Source organism: Halomonas sp. DP5Y7-2 (assembly GCF_019802025.1).
GTDB lineage: Bacteria > Pseudomonadota > Gammaproteobacteria > Pseudomonadales > Halomonadaceae > Halomonas > Halomonas litopenaei_A.
The window spans coordinates 317,295-331,710 of the sequence record NZ_JAHVHY010000003.1; the positions used below are offsets into that span (position 1 = coordinate 317,295).

Below are 14,416 nucleotides of genomic sequence, written 5' to 3' on the forward strand. Positions count from 1 at the left end.
GACGGCCCATGGCATCTTCACTCCCTGTCGTTCCCGTCACCTTGATCACCGGGTTTCTCGGGGCGGGAAAGACGACCCTGCTCAACCACCTGCTGCATGCCACCAGCGGTCGGCGCGTCGCGGTGATGGTCAATGACTTTGGCGCCATCAATATCGACAAGGACTTGATCATCAGCGAAACCCAGACCACCGTCAGCCTGGCCAACGGCTGCATCTGCTGCACGGTGGAGGGCGATCTTATCGATCAGCTGACGGGACTGCTGAACATGCAGGCAGGCCGCCCGGAGCACATCGTGATCGAGGCCAGCGGTGTCTCCAATCCGACCAAGATCGCCAATACGCTGCGCTACCCGATCTTTCGTGACAGGGTCACCATCGACAGCATTCTCACGGTGGTCGACGCCGAACAGTTCGATCGCCTGGACGGCGATATGGCGAGACTGGCCACGGAGCAGCTGGATGTGGCCGATATGGTGATACTGAACAAGACCGATCTGGCCAGCGATGCGCAGATCGACGCCTTCGAGCGCCGTTGGCTCTACCCGGGAGTTCGTCTATACAAGACCCAGCGGGGACAGGTGCCGCTCTCGATGGTACTGGGCGTCGATGTGGGTCAGCGCCCCATATCGCTGCGGGCGATGCCATCATCCCCCGGTGGCCTGGTCGCTCCACGCCAGGGCGCCGGCGAGGACCATGCCGCCCGTTTCACCAGCACCCACTGGACCAGCCGTTATCCCGTCCGGCTGCAGGCGCTGCGAGAAGCGCTGCGCGCACTGCCTACGTCCATCTACCGGGCCAAGGGGATCTGCTATCCCGAGGAGATGAACGGTCGCGCGGTAGCGGTGCACCTGGTCGGCAGCCGTATCGATATAGCGCCCCTTGGTGACAGCGGTTTGGCAGATACCTCCATGGCAGAAAGTACCTTGGCAGATACCTCCATGGCAGACGCCTGCAGCCGCCTGATCATGATCGCCCCGCTAGGAGGCATCGACCCGCTGACGCTGCAGGAAACGCTGGATGCTTGCGTGGTGTGGCCAACCGACATAGAAAAGGCCCACCACGATGCGCGTCCACAAGCGTCCGTGACACAGGACATGGCCCCACCAACGACCTATCAGGACGGGAATACCGAGTATGCGTGAACAGCGCTGCCCGCTGCTGCCAGCGGTGCATGGAGTGGAACGAACCCTGACCAGCTTTCATTTCGGTGAAGGAGCTCGCAAGGCCTACCTGCAGGCCAGCCTGCATGGCGATGAAATTCCCGGCATGCTGGTGCTCCACCACCTGCGCCAGCTGATCGCTGACGCCGAAAACCACCACCTGCTGCGCGGGGAGATCGTCCTGGTCCCGGTGGCCAACCCCATCGCCCTGGGCCAACGCCTGATGCACGATGCCATGGGCCGCTTCGACTTCACCACCGGCCTCAACTTCAATCGTGACTATCCGGATCTGGCCACCCCCCTGATGGATGCGCTGGAAGGGCAGCTCGGCCCTTCCCCCCAGGACAACCGCCGGATCATCCACCAGGCGCTGGCGGGGGCCATCGACAGGCTCCCCTGTGACAGCGATATCCGGTCACTCAAGAAGGCGCAACTGCGTCTGGCCCATGACGCCGATCTGGTGCTGGACCTGCACTGCGATGCCCAGGCGATTGTTCATCTGTATCTGGAAGCCCCCTACTGGCCACAGCTCGAGCCGTTGGCCCGCTATCTGGGCGCCGAGGCCATGTTGCTCGGGACAGGCACCGGATCCTTTTCCTTCGACGAGGCCTGCGGCCAGCCCTGGTGGCGGCTGGCCGACCACTTTGGGGATCGCTTCCCTGTTCCCGCGGCCTGCGTTACCGCCACCGTGGAACTGCGCGGAGAGCAGGACGTAGACCACGAGATCGCACGGGCCGATGCCATTGCCCTGTATCGCTACCTGGTCCAGCAAGGCTTCATCGCTGACGAGATTCCCCCGGCGCCCGCCTTGAAGGCCGAGCCCACCCCCTTCCAGGGCGCCCTGACCGTCAAGGCGCCGGTGGCGGGAGTGGTGGCCTTTCATGTGGCCCCCGGGGATCGCGTTGACGTCGGCCAGCGGCTGGCGGATCTGGTCGACCCACTCACGGCGGAGGTGACGCCGGTGGTCAGCGCCAGTCAGGGCGTCGTCTACATGCGCACATCCAGTCGCTATCTGCCCCCCGGAGCAGAACTGTGCAAGATCGCCGGAAAAACCCCGCTGGACCAGGGGGGGCAGGTATCCGCCTGACGCGCTCAAGACACCCTATGGGTCCCATGACCCCACAGCATTTACGCCAGACCATTGACACCAGATCGTCTACGCCAGGCACTCGCCAAAGCCTGGCTCAATAGCTCAGGAGCTTTGCATGAAATATTCCTCATTGGTGGGCCGTATCGCCGGCGAGACCGTTACCGCCTGGGACATCCACTTCGCGGCCTGTGACGCCGCCGAACGGGGTGAAGACGTCATCGTGCTGAGTATCGGCGACCCCGACTTCACCACCGACCCGCGCATCATCGAAGCCGCCGTGGAGGCGCTGGCCGCTGGCGATACCCACTACACCCCAGTGACCGGACGAGAAGAAGTGCGCCGTGCCATCGCCGCCAAACAGCGCCGCCTCCAGGGCACGCCGGTCTCCGCCGATGAGGTGACGCTGGTGGCGGGGGCACAAAATGGGCTGTTCGCCACCGCCCTGTGTCTGTTTGAACACGGCGACGACGTGCTCGTCCCCGAACCCATGTACCTGACCTATGCCGCCAGCCTGCAGGCGTCCGGGGCACGCATGGTGCCCATCGCCCAGCATGCCGATGACGACTTCCGGCTGACCCGAGAGGCGATAGAAGCGGCGCTGACGCCCAACACCCGCGGCATCGCCTTTGCCACGCCCAACAATCCCACGGGCAACGTCTACCGCCCGGAAGAGCTCGAGGCAATCGCCGAGGTCGCGCGGCGCCATGACCTGTGGGTGATCTCCGACGAGGTCTACGGTCAGCTGACCTACGACCGCGACCATCAAAGCATTGCCAGCCTGCCGGGTATGCAGGAGCGGACGATTGTCATCAACAGCCTGTCGAAATCCCATGCCATGACCGGTTGGCGTACCGGCTGGGTGGTGGGACCGAAGGCGCTGATCGGGCATCTGGATAACCTGCTGCTGAGCATGCTGTATGGCCTGCCAGGTTTCGTTCAGCAGGCCACTCTGCGCGCGCTCGAGCTGGACGACGACGTTGTCGACCAGGCGCGCGAGGTCTATCGGCGCCGCCGGGCGATTGTGATGGAGGGTCTGGGACAGTGCTCGCGGCTTGGCATCAAGGCGCCCGAGGCGGGTATGTTCATGCTGGTGGACATCCGCGAGACGGGGCTTTCGAGCATCGACTTCGCCTGGCAACTGTTCCGCAGCACCGGGGTCTCGGTACTGGATGCGGAAGCCTTCGGCAGCAGCGCCAAAGGCTTCGTGCGGCTATCCTTCGCCGTGTCCGAGGCGCAGCTTGAAGACGCCTGCCAGCGCATCGCACGCTTTGTGGATGGACTGCCGGCGAGCGCAAACCAAGCTAACGCAATGCAGCTGTAGCGTCGCATTACCTGCCTTTCCGGCATAACAGTTAGCTCTGGAGGCCATTGCAGGATCAGCATGATCTCGACGGCGGCCTCCAGAGACCTTCATGGTTTTCTCTGGACTCCCTCGCTAGCGCGGAATCACCCGTCAACGCTGGCTGCCGACGTCCAGCACCAGCTTCCCCACGTGATGCTTTTCCTGAAAGCGCTGCTGCGCCGAAGCGATATCATCAAGCGCAAAGGTTGCTGCCACCAGGGGGGCAACCTGCCCCTGCTCGATACGCTCGACCAGGTTGCCGAAGACCTCCTCAGCCAACACGGTACAGCCCAACAGGCTGAGGTCCTTGAGGTAGAGCGTGCGAACGTCCAGCTCCACTAGAGGGCCCGCGATGGCGCCCGCAACAGCGTATCGTCCCCCGGGGCGCAGCACGTTCAAATACTCAGGCCATTGCTCGCCCGCTACCAGATCGATCACTACGTCGACGCTATTCGCAGCGACATGCTCAGACAACGGCTGATCCCTCAGCACGATCTGGTTGGCACCCAGCTCACGCAGGATCTGCGCCTTGCCCTTCCCGGTCATGGCGATTACATCAGCTCCTCGGGCCTTGGCCAGCTGGACCACTGCAGACCCCACACCTCCGGAAGCCCCTGTCACCAGGACCTTGTCGCCTTCCACCACCTGGGCCCGGGTCAACATGTTTTCCGCGGTGGAGTAGGAACAAGGGAAGGACGCCAGCTCAACGTCGGAGAGCGCACTCTCGATACGGTAGGCATGTCGAGACGCCACCTTGGTGAACTCTGCAAAACCGCCATCACATTCCGAACCGAAATACCAAGGAGCCGCCAGTTCCTGTCCAGCACTCTCGCGGACACAAGGTTCAATCAACACTCTCTCGCCCACCCGCGAGTCGTCGACACCACGACCTACCGCGACGATCCGGCCACACACATCAGCGCCCTGAATACGCGGGAACCGCAGAGGCTGACCAGACCAGCTGGCATCTTCGCTGTCACCGTCACCCTTGGAGTACCAGGCAAGGCGCGTATTAATATCGGTGTTGTTGACCCCGGCAGCCGCTACCTTGATCAGCACCTCTCCAGGGCCAGGCTGAGGCACCTGAAGGTCTTCACGGTATACCAGCATCTCAGGGCCGCCATGGCCCAGCAGCTGAACGCCTTTCATCATGTGGCATGGAACATCGTTCATCAGACATCTCCCAACAGTCGTCGAGCGGCTCGCTGGGCCGCGTGGATGGCAGCATCACCCTGAGTGGGCCAGGCACTGGAGGCACCTTCGTGGAGCAAAAACAGTTCTGCCGCCAGGTCAGGCCTGCCGCTGGCACTGCCCATCAGTTCACGCACCTCTCGCTTGTGGCGCATGACCGAGTCGGTGATGTGGACGTTGCCGGGAAACGCCGCAAAGGCACTCATCGACATACAGCCGTGGGGAGCATTGTCGGCCATCCACCTCCCTAGCCGATCAAACAGCACACAGACTGCTTCCGCCCCCGGAGCGGGCAGCGACTGTGACAGCAGCGCCAGATACCGCGCGTGTCGGTGATCCAGCGCGCCGATGACCATGGCCTCCTTGGAAGGGAAGTGCCGATACAAGGTCCTCAAGCTGACGCCCGAGGCAATCTTGAGCTCCGGCACGCTGGGCTCGGCGAAGCCACGCTGACTAAAGGCGGTTTCCAGCCCTTCGGCAATCTGTTCTCGATTCATGCACTGTCCTGGAGAAGGTGGTAGCGGCGCTACCTACTCTTCGTGGTAGAAAGAATATTCTACTACGAAGAGTAGAACATTCTTTCTACCCAAGGCAACCCATCGCGTTAGCGCCTGACGTCCAGCGGTGTTGCGGCGTCGGCAGCATTTGCGACCTTGCGGCGAAGCTTTGCCGTCTAGGGACACGAACTTTGCGCTGACGCGTGACAAACCTTAGGGTTTTCACCACGTCATTGCGCATTATCCGTTCGATATTGCTAACCATCGGGAGTTACTCCATGGAAACCTCCAACCCTGCCGGGAATTCCGGCAAAGAGCGCCGTTTTTTCGGCCATCCCTGGCCACTGGCCACCCTGTTCGGCATGGAGGTGTGGGAGCGCTTCTCTTTCTATGGCATGCAGGCGATCCTGCTGATCTACCTGTACTACGAGGCCAGCCGTGGTGGCCTGGCGATGGATCAATCGGTGGCCATCGGCATCGTCGGCGCTTACGGAAGCTCGGTGTATCTGGCGACCATTCTTGGTGGCTGGTTAGCCGACCGGGTCTTTGGGGCTGAGCGCACCCTGTTCTACTCCGGCATCGTGGTCATGCTCGGCCATATTGCCCTGGCGATCCTGCCAGGGGTCTACGGCGTGACAGCAGGCCTGATGCTAGTCGCTTTGGGCAGCGGTGGGGTCAAGGCCACCTGCTCGGCGCTGGTGGGCGCGCTCTACGAAGCGGGCAGTCCCAAGCGAGACGCAGGGTTCTCGATCTTCTATCTGGGCATCAATATCGGTGGCTTCGTCGGCCCTCTGCTGACCGGGCTGCTTCAGCAAAAGGCCGGTTTTCATGTCGGCTTCGGTATCGCAGCGGTCGGTATGGCCATCGGTCTGGCCCAGTACACCGCGGGTCGCAAGGGCCTGCCGGATGACCAGAAGGTCGCCCCGAACCCTGTCGCGCCCACGACCCTCAAACGCTATCTGGTCATGGCGGTGATCGCGATCACCGTTCTGGTCGTAGCCACCATGGGCGGGCTGGTACGCGCCAACAACCTGTCCGAAGTGATGCTGGCCATCATTGCCGTCGCCACTGTCGCCTACTTCGCCACCATCCTGCGCTCGTCACAGGTCACCCGCGAAGAGCGCAGCCGAGTCTTGGCCTTTATCCCGCTGTTTCTGACCAGTGCCGCCTACTGGGCGCTCTACAGCCAGTCCTATACCGTGATCACTGCCTTCTTCGACCAGCGCGTGGATCGCGTCGTGTTCGGTTGGGAGATTCCCGTTGGCTGGCTGGTATCGGTACAGGCGCTGACCATCATTCTGTTCTCCGGTGTCTTTGCCTGGCTGTGGACGACGCTGGGCAAACGCCAACCCTCGTCTGCCGGCAAGTTCGTCATTGCCATGGCCATCATCGGTGCGACCTTCCTGGGGTACCTGCCGTTTCTCGGTGAGGACGGTTCGAGCATGCCCCTGATCATGCTGGTGCTGTTGCTGCTGGGCTTCACCGCCTCTGAACTGTGCCTGTCCCCCATTGGCCTGTCGGTGACCACGAAACTGGCGCCGCGCTCCTTCCAGACTCAGATGATGGCGCTGTTCTTCCTGTCGTTGTCACTTGGCTTCGCTGCCGGCGGCAAGCTGGGCGCTTTCTATACCGAGGACAGCGAAGTCGGCTACTTTATCGCCATGGCGGCGATTGGCGGGGGTAGCGCCCTGCTGCTGGCTCTTTGCCTGCCCTTCATCCGCCGGGCGATGCGCGGCGCCGACTGAGTCTGCCCTCGCCCCGCCCCGGCCACAGGGGACACACTCCGCACACGACGTGCCAGGCGGCCATCGCCGCCCGGTTGTTGCATCGCTTCAGGACGCAGGAAACCAACATGCCGACCGACCACGCCATCCAGGGCCTGCATATCACCGACCATCGACTGACCGTGCCCCTTGACTGGTCCCACCCGGACAACGGCGACACCCTCAGCCTGTTCTATCGCGAGGTCTCTGCCGCACAGCGTCAGGATGAGGATCTGCCACTGCTGGTGTTTCTCCAGGGGGGGCCGGGGGGCAAGTCTCCCCGCCCCACAGCCCATGGGCCTGGCTGGCTGCACGAGGCGCTGAAGCACTACCGGGTGATCCTGCCGGATCAGCGGGGTACGGGGCGTAGCTCGCGTATCACCGGCGACATCATGGCCGCCTTCCACGATGCCGAAGCCGCTGCGGACTATCTGGCCTGCTTCGATGCCCACGCGGTCGTGGCGGATCTCGAGCACCTGCGCAAGACTCGCTATCAAGGGGCGCGCTGGGCGACCCTGGGCCAGAGCTACGGCGGTTTCCTTACACTGACCTACCTGTCCTATGCGCCTCAGGGACTCGAGAGGTGCTATATCACCGGCGGGCTCCCTGCCATCGAAGCCGACCCCGACGAGGTCTATCGACGTACCCATCGGCGGGTGGCGGCCAAGCTGGACGCTTATCTGGCGCGCTTTCCGGCTGACAAGGACCAGCTCGATGCCATCGCCGATCACCTGCTCGACCACGATGTGCGCCTGCCCAATGGTGATCCGTTCAGCGTCCGCCGCTTGCAGAGCCTGGGCCTGATGCTCGGCATGGGTGACGGTGCCGAGCGCCTGCACTGGTTGCTGGAAGAAGCCTTCAGCGATGATGACCGTCGCCACCTCAATCATCACTTCCTGGTGGAGGTGATGACGCTGACCGGGTTTGACGAGAACCCGCTGTTTGCCGCCATTCACGAGAATATCTACGCCCGCCCCGAGGGCACCTGCGACTGGTCCGCCGAACGCCAGCGCGGCGACATCTTCGACGAAACGCGGCGTCCTCTCAGCTTGACCGGCGAGATGATCTACCCCTGGATGTTCGACGACATCCAGGCCCTCAGGCCGTTTCGCGACGCCGTACACCGGTTGGCACAGCGCCGCCTGTCCCATCCCTTCTATGATCGCCACCAACTGGCCGCCAATCAGGTCCCGGTGATGGCATTGATTTGCTTCGACGACATGTACGTGGACGCCGAACTGTCGTTGGCCACCGCCAAGGCCATTCCCCACCTGCGCTACTGGATCACCAACGAGTACGAGCACGATGGCCTGCGCCAGGATCCGACGGTGCTGCGCCGCCTGATGTCGATGGCTGAGGGATGAGGGATGAGGGATGAGGGATGAGGGATGAGGGATGAGGGATGAGGGATGAGGGATGAGGGATGACTACGCTAGACCGTGTGCTGGCGATGAGGTGGCAATTCGCGTAAGAGTATCGGCACACAGAGGCAGATAAATGGCCATCGCGTCAGCGCTGCTCACACGCTCGAAAGGACACCGACAATGACAACGACTCCACGGCACGCCCCCTCGGCGGGTAATCCCTTCAAGGTCGCGATGGCCGAGGGTCATCATCGCATCGGCCTGTGGCTATCGCTGGGCGACCCGTATTGCGCTGAAATGTGCGCCAGTGCAGGCTTTGACTGGCTGCTGGTAGATGGCGAGCACGGCCCCAATGACCTGCGTTCACTGCTTTTCCAACTGCAGGCGGTGACGGCCGCCGGTGGCCACCCGGTAGTAAGAGTGGTGCAGGGCGAAACGGCATTGATCAAGCAAGTACTGGATATCGGTGCACAGACCTTGCTGGTGCCCATGGTCGACACGGCGGAGCAAGCCCGCGCCATCGTGGCGGCCACCCGCTACCCTCCACAGGGCATCCGCGGAGAAGCCTCACCCATCGTTCGCGCCTCCCGCTGGGGCGCCCGCAAAGACTACCTTCAGCACGCCAATGACGAGGTTTGCCTGCTGGTTCAGGCGGAAAGCGTAACGGCGCTGGATAACCTCGAAGCCATCTGTGCCGTTGATGGTGTCGATGGCGTATTCATCGGTCCCGCTGATCTGGCTGCCTCCATGGGTCATCTCGGCAATGCGTCCCACCCCGAGGTGCAAGCAGCCATCGACACCGCCATCACGCGGGTCAAGCAAAGCGGCAAAGCTGCCGGTGTGCTGACCGGTGACCCGGATCAGGCCAGGCACTACCTGGCCCTTGGTGCCCAGTTTGTAGCTGTCGGGCTGGACGTCAGCCTGCTGATGCAAGCGGTACGACAGCGGGCGGCTGATTTTTCGCTCGGCCCCGCTTCCCCCTCTTCCGCCGATGGTCCCTACTGACGTTCGCAGGAGTCCTGACGGCTACCACTCGCCGCCGCCACGCTCCAGGGCGGCAGCGATGGCCTGGGGAATGGGCTGGCCGGTGCGCTCGCTGGCGAACAGGTACTCGCCGGCAGGGTTGACCTCGAGAAAGACGTGACGTCCCTCGGGTGTGACCCTTAGGTCGATGGCGCCGTAGGCCAGGCCGAAGGCCTTCATCAGTGCCCTGAGGCCTGTCTCCACCTCGGCCGGCAGGGTATAGGCAAACACCCTGGCGCTGCCCACCCCGCTGCGGTAGTCGACCTCATACTGAGGTTCGCTTTCAAAGGCGGTGGCGAACATCTCGCCGGCCACGGCGGTGACCCGAATATCCAGCGCCAGCGGGATATATTCCTGGAAGATCACCGGGGCCAGGCGCACAGCATCGAGCTGGGCGATCTCGGCCTCACCGACCTTCAAGGTCTCTCGCGGGGCCTCGACGATATTGCGAAAGGCCTTGCGCACCACGCCACCCTCCAGGTGTCGGCCGACAAATTCCGCGGCGGCCTCCGGACGGTTGGTAATCAGGGTATCGGGTATCTCCAGCCCCAGCCGGTGGGCCAGTCGATGTTGAGCAAGCTTGCGCTGGGCACGCTCGTCGGCCAGAGGATCATTCATCCAGAAGCCGTCCATGGCGTACCACAGGCCCTGAACCGCTTCCTGAGTTTCAGACCAGGCGAACAGGCGCTCGGTGCCATCGCCCAACGCCGGGTCCAGGTCGAAGGGGCGCAGACGTCGATTCCACACCGAGCGCACCTCATCCAGTGCCAGACGCCGACCATCGGGCAGCGTCAACCACAGGCTGTCGCCGCTGGCACCGGCGTAGGCGAGAATGCCAAGCCGTTGGGGAAAGTCGGCGACGTCGATGACGTCCACCGGTGAATGCAGATGTTCCAGCACACGCTCGACGTGGGTGTTGTCGGCAAAGGACAGGATCAGAATCATGGAAAGCTCCCATGGGCAATGAGACCGCTACATGAAACATGGCGGGCGCCAGGGTGACGCTCGCCATGTGAACGGGAGCTACTGGCCGCCAAGTTGGAGGTAGGCTTCCCAGGCCTGCTGCCAGGCCATCATCCCCTGCTGATCGAGCATGCCCATCTGGTGAAGCTGAGCGTAGTACGCCAGCATTTGCGCGTACTCAGCGAGCAGCGCCTGACCATTGTCTGCGCCGTCACTGGTGGGCGGCTTCAATGACGCTCCGGCAGGAGGCTGGCCGGTCGCCAGCACGAAGGGCTGCAGCGGCGTACCAAGCTGCACCGGCATGGCGGGTTGCACCGGTACACTGCCCCAGCCGCCGGGCTGCGGATTCTCGAAGGCCTGCTTGCCGCCCTCGAGCAGGGCCTTGCCAGGGGCTTCGTAGACCTGCTTGGGGGGATCCAGCGGCTTGATCTTGCCAGGGTCGACGCCTGGATCCTTGGCCAGGTCCTTGGGCTTGTCCTTGGCCAGGTCCTTTGGCAGCTCCTTGGGTTTTTCCTTGCTGAGCTCCTTCGGCGGCTCCTTGATGCCGTCCTTCAACAGATCCTTGCCACCATCCTTCGGTCCCTCCTTGGGAAAATCCTTGATCACCTCCTTCGGGCGATCCTTGGGCAGCTCCTTGCCGGTTTCCTTGGCCGGGTCCTTGATCGGGTCCTTGGCCAGCTCCTTGACGATCTCCTTGGTCAGCTCCTTGGGGCTGTCCTTAGGCGGGAACTTGGGCAATACCGGCGTACAGGACACCGTCTCGCCGATGGCGCTGCGGGGTCCGTCAAGGCAGGCCTGCATCCGTGCCACCTGGCCTTCGGTGAACATCACCATGGTGTCGTCATCGACGTAGTCCATGTAGTTCATGAACATGTCGCCGTTGGGACCGTTGTCGCAGGACACCTTGGGAAAGCTGGGCTTGCCCACGTTAGCGCCGCCTTGGTTGGGCGTATCGTCGACAAAGTCCGAGCCGGAACAGCCGGTGCCGTCATCCCCCCAGATATGGAACAGATTGAGCCAATGGCCGATTTCATGGGTGGCCGTACGCCCCAGATTGAACGGCGCCTGGGCGGTGCCCATGTTGCCGAAGGCCGTGTAGGTCACGACCACGCCGTCGGTGGCGGCGGGGCCTCCCGGGAACTGGGCATAGCCGAGCAGACCTCCGCTCAGCGGGCAGACCCAGATATTGAGGTACTCATCAGAGGGCCAGCCATCCTTGCCGCCGGTGGCGTCGGCCTTGACCTTGTCATCCCCCGAGAACCCGCTGACCTCGGTCTGGGTGCGAGTGATGCCGTCGGTGGCGTTGCCGTCTGGATCGGTGGTGGCCAGGACAAACAGCAGTCTGGCATCCGCCGCCAAAGGGGCGAACGGCGCCGGTACGCTGGAGATATCGGCGTTGGTCTTGCGGAAATCCTGGTTGAGGATCTCGATCTGGCTGTCGATTTGCTCTCTGGAAATGTTCTGGGCATCGGTCTTGTAGACCACGTGCACCACCACCGGTATGCGCGTGCATCCCGGACGCTGTGCCATGGTGCCACGCATGGCACGAAAGGCGTGCTCCTCGATGCGCGCCCGGCGACGGGCGTACCCTGGGTCTTCGTCAAGCAGGCGCCGGTGCAGCGCCATGGTGCCACAGCAGCGACATCCTCTTGGATGGTTCATTTCTTCAGACATGACTTGCTCCCCGCCAGCCAGGAGGCCAGCGTTGTGAGTACGGACTCATTGGCCAGCGGCAGGCTGGCCTCCTGCGGCCCCACAACGCTCTTCCCATTCGCCTCGGGCGGGTTGCGCCAGGAGCCTATCGCTTGGTGATGATCAGAATGTCCTCTTCCACTGCATCAATGTCGTAATCGCCTTCCCATCCGGGCAACGTCAGCTGCAGCTTTTGTCCTTGCTGCTGCCAATGTCCCGTGGCATCACGACAGGGCCGGTCGGATGCGCTGCCGCTGTAGCACTCGGCAGAGCCATCAGGGTGGAGGCAAAGCCGCCGACGAGGCATGCGCGACGGGGCGATCGCCGGTGAATCGGGATGGCGCAGAATCATGCAGCCGTTCACTCCCTCCTCCTTCACTTCCACCCAGTCTCCGCACAGCGGCATCGTCATGGCTGCCTCCTTATGAGGTGTTGTTCTACGCTCCAGCGCGGTCATGCAGAGACCTTCGTCGCCAAGGCCCATTGCCACCCGGCGTCGAGGGACGGATGCCATTGTGCCGACGCCTGCAGACGACGGTACTGCGCCAGCAGCGCCTGCCGGTGGGCCTCGAAGTGACGCCACGGGTCCCCCCGATGATGGCGCTCGTCGCCGCGGCAAACACATAGCGGCAGCGGCGCGGGGGGCTGCATCGACGACCGTAGCCCGGCGCGTTCGGCCACAAAGGCCAGGTTCATGCTGAAGATCTTCATCGCATAGTCGATATCGACCGTGGCCAGCACGTCACCAGGCCCATGGATATTGGCGTTGGCTCCATCGGCACCTTCAATGGTCAATACCGCCGGAATGCCAGCATCAATAAAGGGCACATGGTCACTCGCGAAGGGATTCAGCGAGACCTGCAGCTCAAGATCAGTAAACTGCGCTCCCGCGGCGCTGAGTCCATCGAGCATGTCCTGGCTGAGCGGCGCGCCTTCCAGCAGGACGGCTTGAGGCGTCGCATTGACCGAACCAATCATGTCCATATTGACCACGCCCGCGATCCGTTGCCGCTCGCTACTCGACAGTCCCGCGACCCACTGACGGCTACCATGCAGCCCCTGCTCTTCCCCACCGAACAGGACAAAGCTGATGTCATCGTCGAACTGGCGCTGAGCCAGCACCTCGGCCATCAGCACTACCGCCGCCGATCCGCTGGCGTTGTCGTCGGCGCCCGGAGCTGGCGCCGACGGTCCTCCCTGATGATTGACGCTGTCCAGGTGCGCCACGACCAGCCAATGCCGAGGATGGGCGCCAACCCCTGCCAGCGCGGCTGCCACATTGCTACTGGTGCCCCCTGTCGGGATCGATACGGTCTGACGCGAACAGGACAAACCCGCAGCAGCAAATTGGCCTTCCGCCCAATCCGCGGCCTCGCCATAGCTGGCGCTGGTAGAATGCCGAGTGGGCCAGGACACCAGCTGTCTGATCAACTGGTCATAGCGTGAACGCGAGGCCGAGTTCACCAGGGCAGTCAGCGACGTGGCGCGAGTCTCAGGAACCGCGGTGGGCTTGGCCTGATGGAACAGAACAGTGTCCTTGTTCAGCGGAAACAGGCGAAAACACGGCTCCTGATGGTCATCGAGCCCAGCGTTGATCTGACGCGCCGTGGCTCGGTCCAGGTCGACCACCAGATAGCGGCCCGCATTCAGCAGTACCGGCACGTCAGGATACTGCTGCTGAAACAGCCGGCCCTTCTGGCAGACACCGTGCAGGCTCCCTCGGGCGACATCCACCGCCTGCACGTCGGCGCTATTGCCAGTACTATCGCCAGTACTATCTCCAGTACTATCGCCAGTACTGTCATCAAGCGTCGCACGCAGCGCCGGCCAGCGCGCATTGGGCGCGACCAACAACTGCTGACCTCCCGCCTGCACCCGCCAGACTCCCGCTACTGTCAGCGGTTTGGCGCGAGCGGAAGAAGACGTTATCGTTTGCCTCAGTATCACCTTCATGGAGTCACCCTTTGCTGCCATCAGCAGCAGGGACGATGCGCCAGAACGAGACGGTCCCGCTCACCGGCAGAACCCTCTTCAGCGGAATTAGCCGCAGCGTAATGGATTATCAAGGTAGTTGTTTCACGGCCAACCGTCTGTGGCTGCCCTGGCTCCAGCAACCTCAGGCACCTATCCGTAACTCTTTGATCATCATCGAATCATCTGAGTGAACGGATCATCCACACCGGGTGGTGCCAGTTCCCTGAGAAAAAAGTGCACAGAAAATCAGTGGGCTGGCGAGAGATGAAACTTTTTCACCTAAGGACACACCAAGCTGAGTGAAGGTCTCGTCCAGGCCAGGTCGTGCCGTTCATGTAGTAAAGCTCCGAATCTGAT

At 62.8% G+C, this 14,416-nt stretch carries 12 protein-coding genes; 6 read left to right on the forward strand and 6 right to left on the reverse strand.

Translation table 11 applies throughout. The annotated features are described in order from the left end of the window. The first annotated feature begins 8 nt into the window (after nucleotides 1-8). The 3 genes from KUW18_RS04980 (at nucleotide 9) to KUW18_RS04990 (ending at nucleotide 3,571) form a co-directional block, all read left to right on the forward strand. Nucleotides 9-1,142, forward strand: coding sequence for a CobW family GTP-binding protein (locus tag KUW18_RS04980; protein ID WP_222560935.1), 1,134 nt, complete (start codon nucleotides 9-11; stop codon nucleotides 1,140-1,142). After that, entirely contained in the window at nucleotides 1,135-2,247 is a 1,113-nt protein-coding gene (locus KUW18_RS04985) for a succinylglutamate desuccinylase/aspartoacylase family protein (protein ID WP_222560936.1), read from the forward strand. Before KUW18_RS04980 ends, KUW18_RS04985 begins: the two co-directional genes overlap by 8 nt. Nucleotides 2,248-2,365: 118 nt before the next feature. After that, the gene (locus KUW18_RS04990; RefSeq protein ID WP_222560937.1) at nucleotides 2,366-3,571 is read left to right on the forward strand and encodes a pyridoxal phosphate-dependent aminotransferase; all 1,206 of its coding nucleotides are present in this window, start codon (nucleotides 2,366-2,368) and stop codon (nucleotides 3,569-3,571) included. A gap of 132 nt (nucleotides 3,572-3,703) precedes the next feature. On the opposite strand, the gene KUW18_RS04995 is transcribed toward KUW18_RS04990, so the two are convergent. After that, nucleotides 3,704-4,765, reverse strand: a complete 1,062-nt coding sequence (locus tag KUW18_RS04995; protein WP_222162302.1) for an alcohol dehydrogenase family protein — start codon at nucleotides 4,763-4,765, stop codon at nucleotides 3,704-3,706. Next, entirely contained in the window at nucleotides 4,765-5,280 is a 516-nt protein-coding gene (locus tag KUW18_RS05000) for a TetR/AcrR family transcriptional regulator (protein WP_222162301.1), read from the reverse strand. Before KUW18_RS05000 ends, KUW18_RS04995 begins: the two co-directional genes overlap by 1 nt. A gap of 278 nt (nucleotides 5,281-5,558) precedes the next feature. On the opposite strand from KUW18_RS05000, the gene KUW18_RS05005 reads away from it, so the two are divergent. From KUW18_RS05005 to hpaI, 3 genes are all read left to right on the forward strand, one after another. Beyond that, nucleotides 5,559-7,025: a peptide MFS transporter gene (locus tag KUW18_RS05005; protein WP_222560938.1), complete on the forward strand. Its 1,467-nt coding sequence runs from the start codon at nucleotides 5,559-5,561 to the stop codon at nucleotides 7,023-7,025. A 107-nt stretch (nucleotides 7,026-7,132) separates the two neighbouring features. Next, nucleotides 7,133-8,407 (forward strand): alpha/beta fold hydrolase, encoded by a 1,275-nt coding sequence (locus tag KUW18_RS05010; RefSeq protein ID WP_222560939.1) that lies wholly within the window; start codon nucleotides 7,133-7,135, stop codon nucleotides 8,405-8,407. A gap of 180 nt (nucleotides 8,408-8,587) precedes the next feature. Next, on the forward strand, nucleotides 8,588-9,412 hold the full coding sequence (gene hpaI, locus KUW18_RS05015; protein ID WP_222560940.1) for a 4-hydroxy-2-oxoheptanedioate aldolase: 825 nt from the start codon (nucleotides 8,588-8,590) through the stop codon (nucleotides 9,410-9,412). Between the two features lie 21 nt (nucleotides 9,413-9,433). Here the strand turns inward: hpaI and KUW18_RS05020 are convergent, their stop codons facing one another. The 4 genes from KUW18_RS05020 to KUW18_RS05035 form a co-directional block, all read right to left on the reverse strand. Next, the gene (locus KUW18_RS05020) at nucleotides 9,434-10,375 is read right to left on the reverse strand and encodes a RimK family alpha-L-glutamate ligase (RefSeq protein WP_222486893.1); all 942 of its coding nucleotides are present in this window, start codon (nucleotides 10,373-10,375) and stop codon (nucleotides 9,434-9,436) included. A gap of 78 nt (nucleotides 10,376-10,453) precedes the next feature. After that, nucleotides 10,454-12,067 carry a zinc metalloprotease gene (locus KUW18_RS05025; RefSeq protein WP_222560941.1) on the reverse strand — a complete coding sequence of 538 codons (1,614 nt, stop codon included), beginning with the start codon at nucleotides 12,065-12,067 and terminating at the stop codon, nucleotides 10,454-10,456. Between the two features lie 124 nt (nucleotides 12,068-12,191). After that, complete coding sequence (locus KUW18_RS05030; RefSeq protein WP_222560942.1) at nucleotides 12,192-12,497, reverse strand: hypothetical protein; 306 nt, start codon at nucleotides 12,495-12,497, stop codon at nucleotides 12,192-12,194. 41 nt (nucleotides 12,498-12,538) lie between these two features. Continuing rightward, a complete protein-coding gene (locus tag KUW18_RS05035) occupies nucleotides 12,539-14,038 on the reverse strand; it encodes a M28 family metallopeptidase (RefSeq protein ID WP_222560943.1) in 1,500 nt (499 codons plus the stop codon). Between the last annotated feature and the right edge of the window lie 378 nt (nucleotides 14,039-14,416).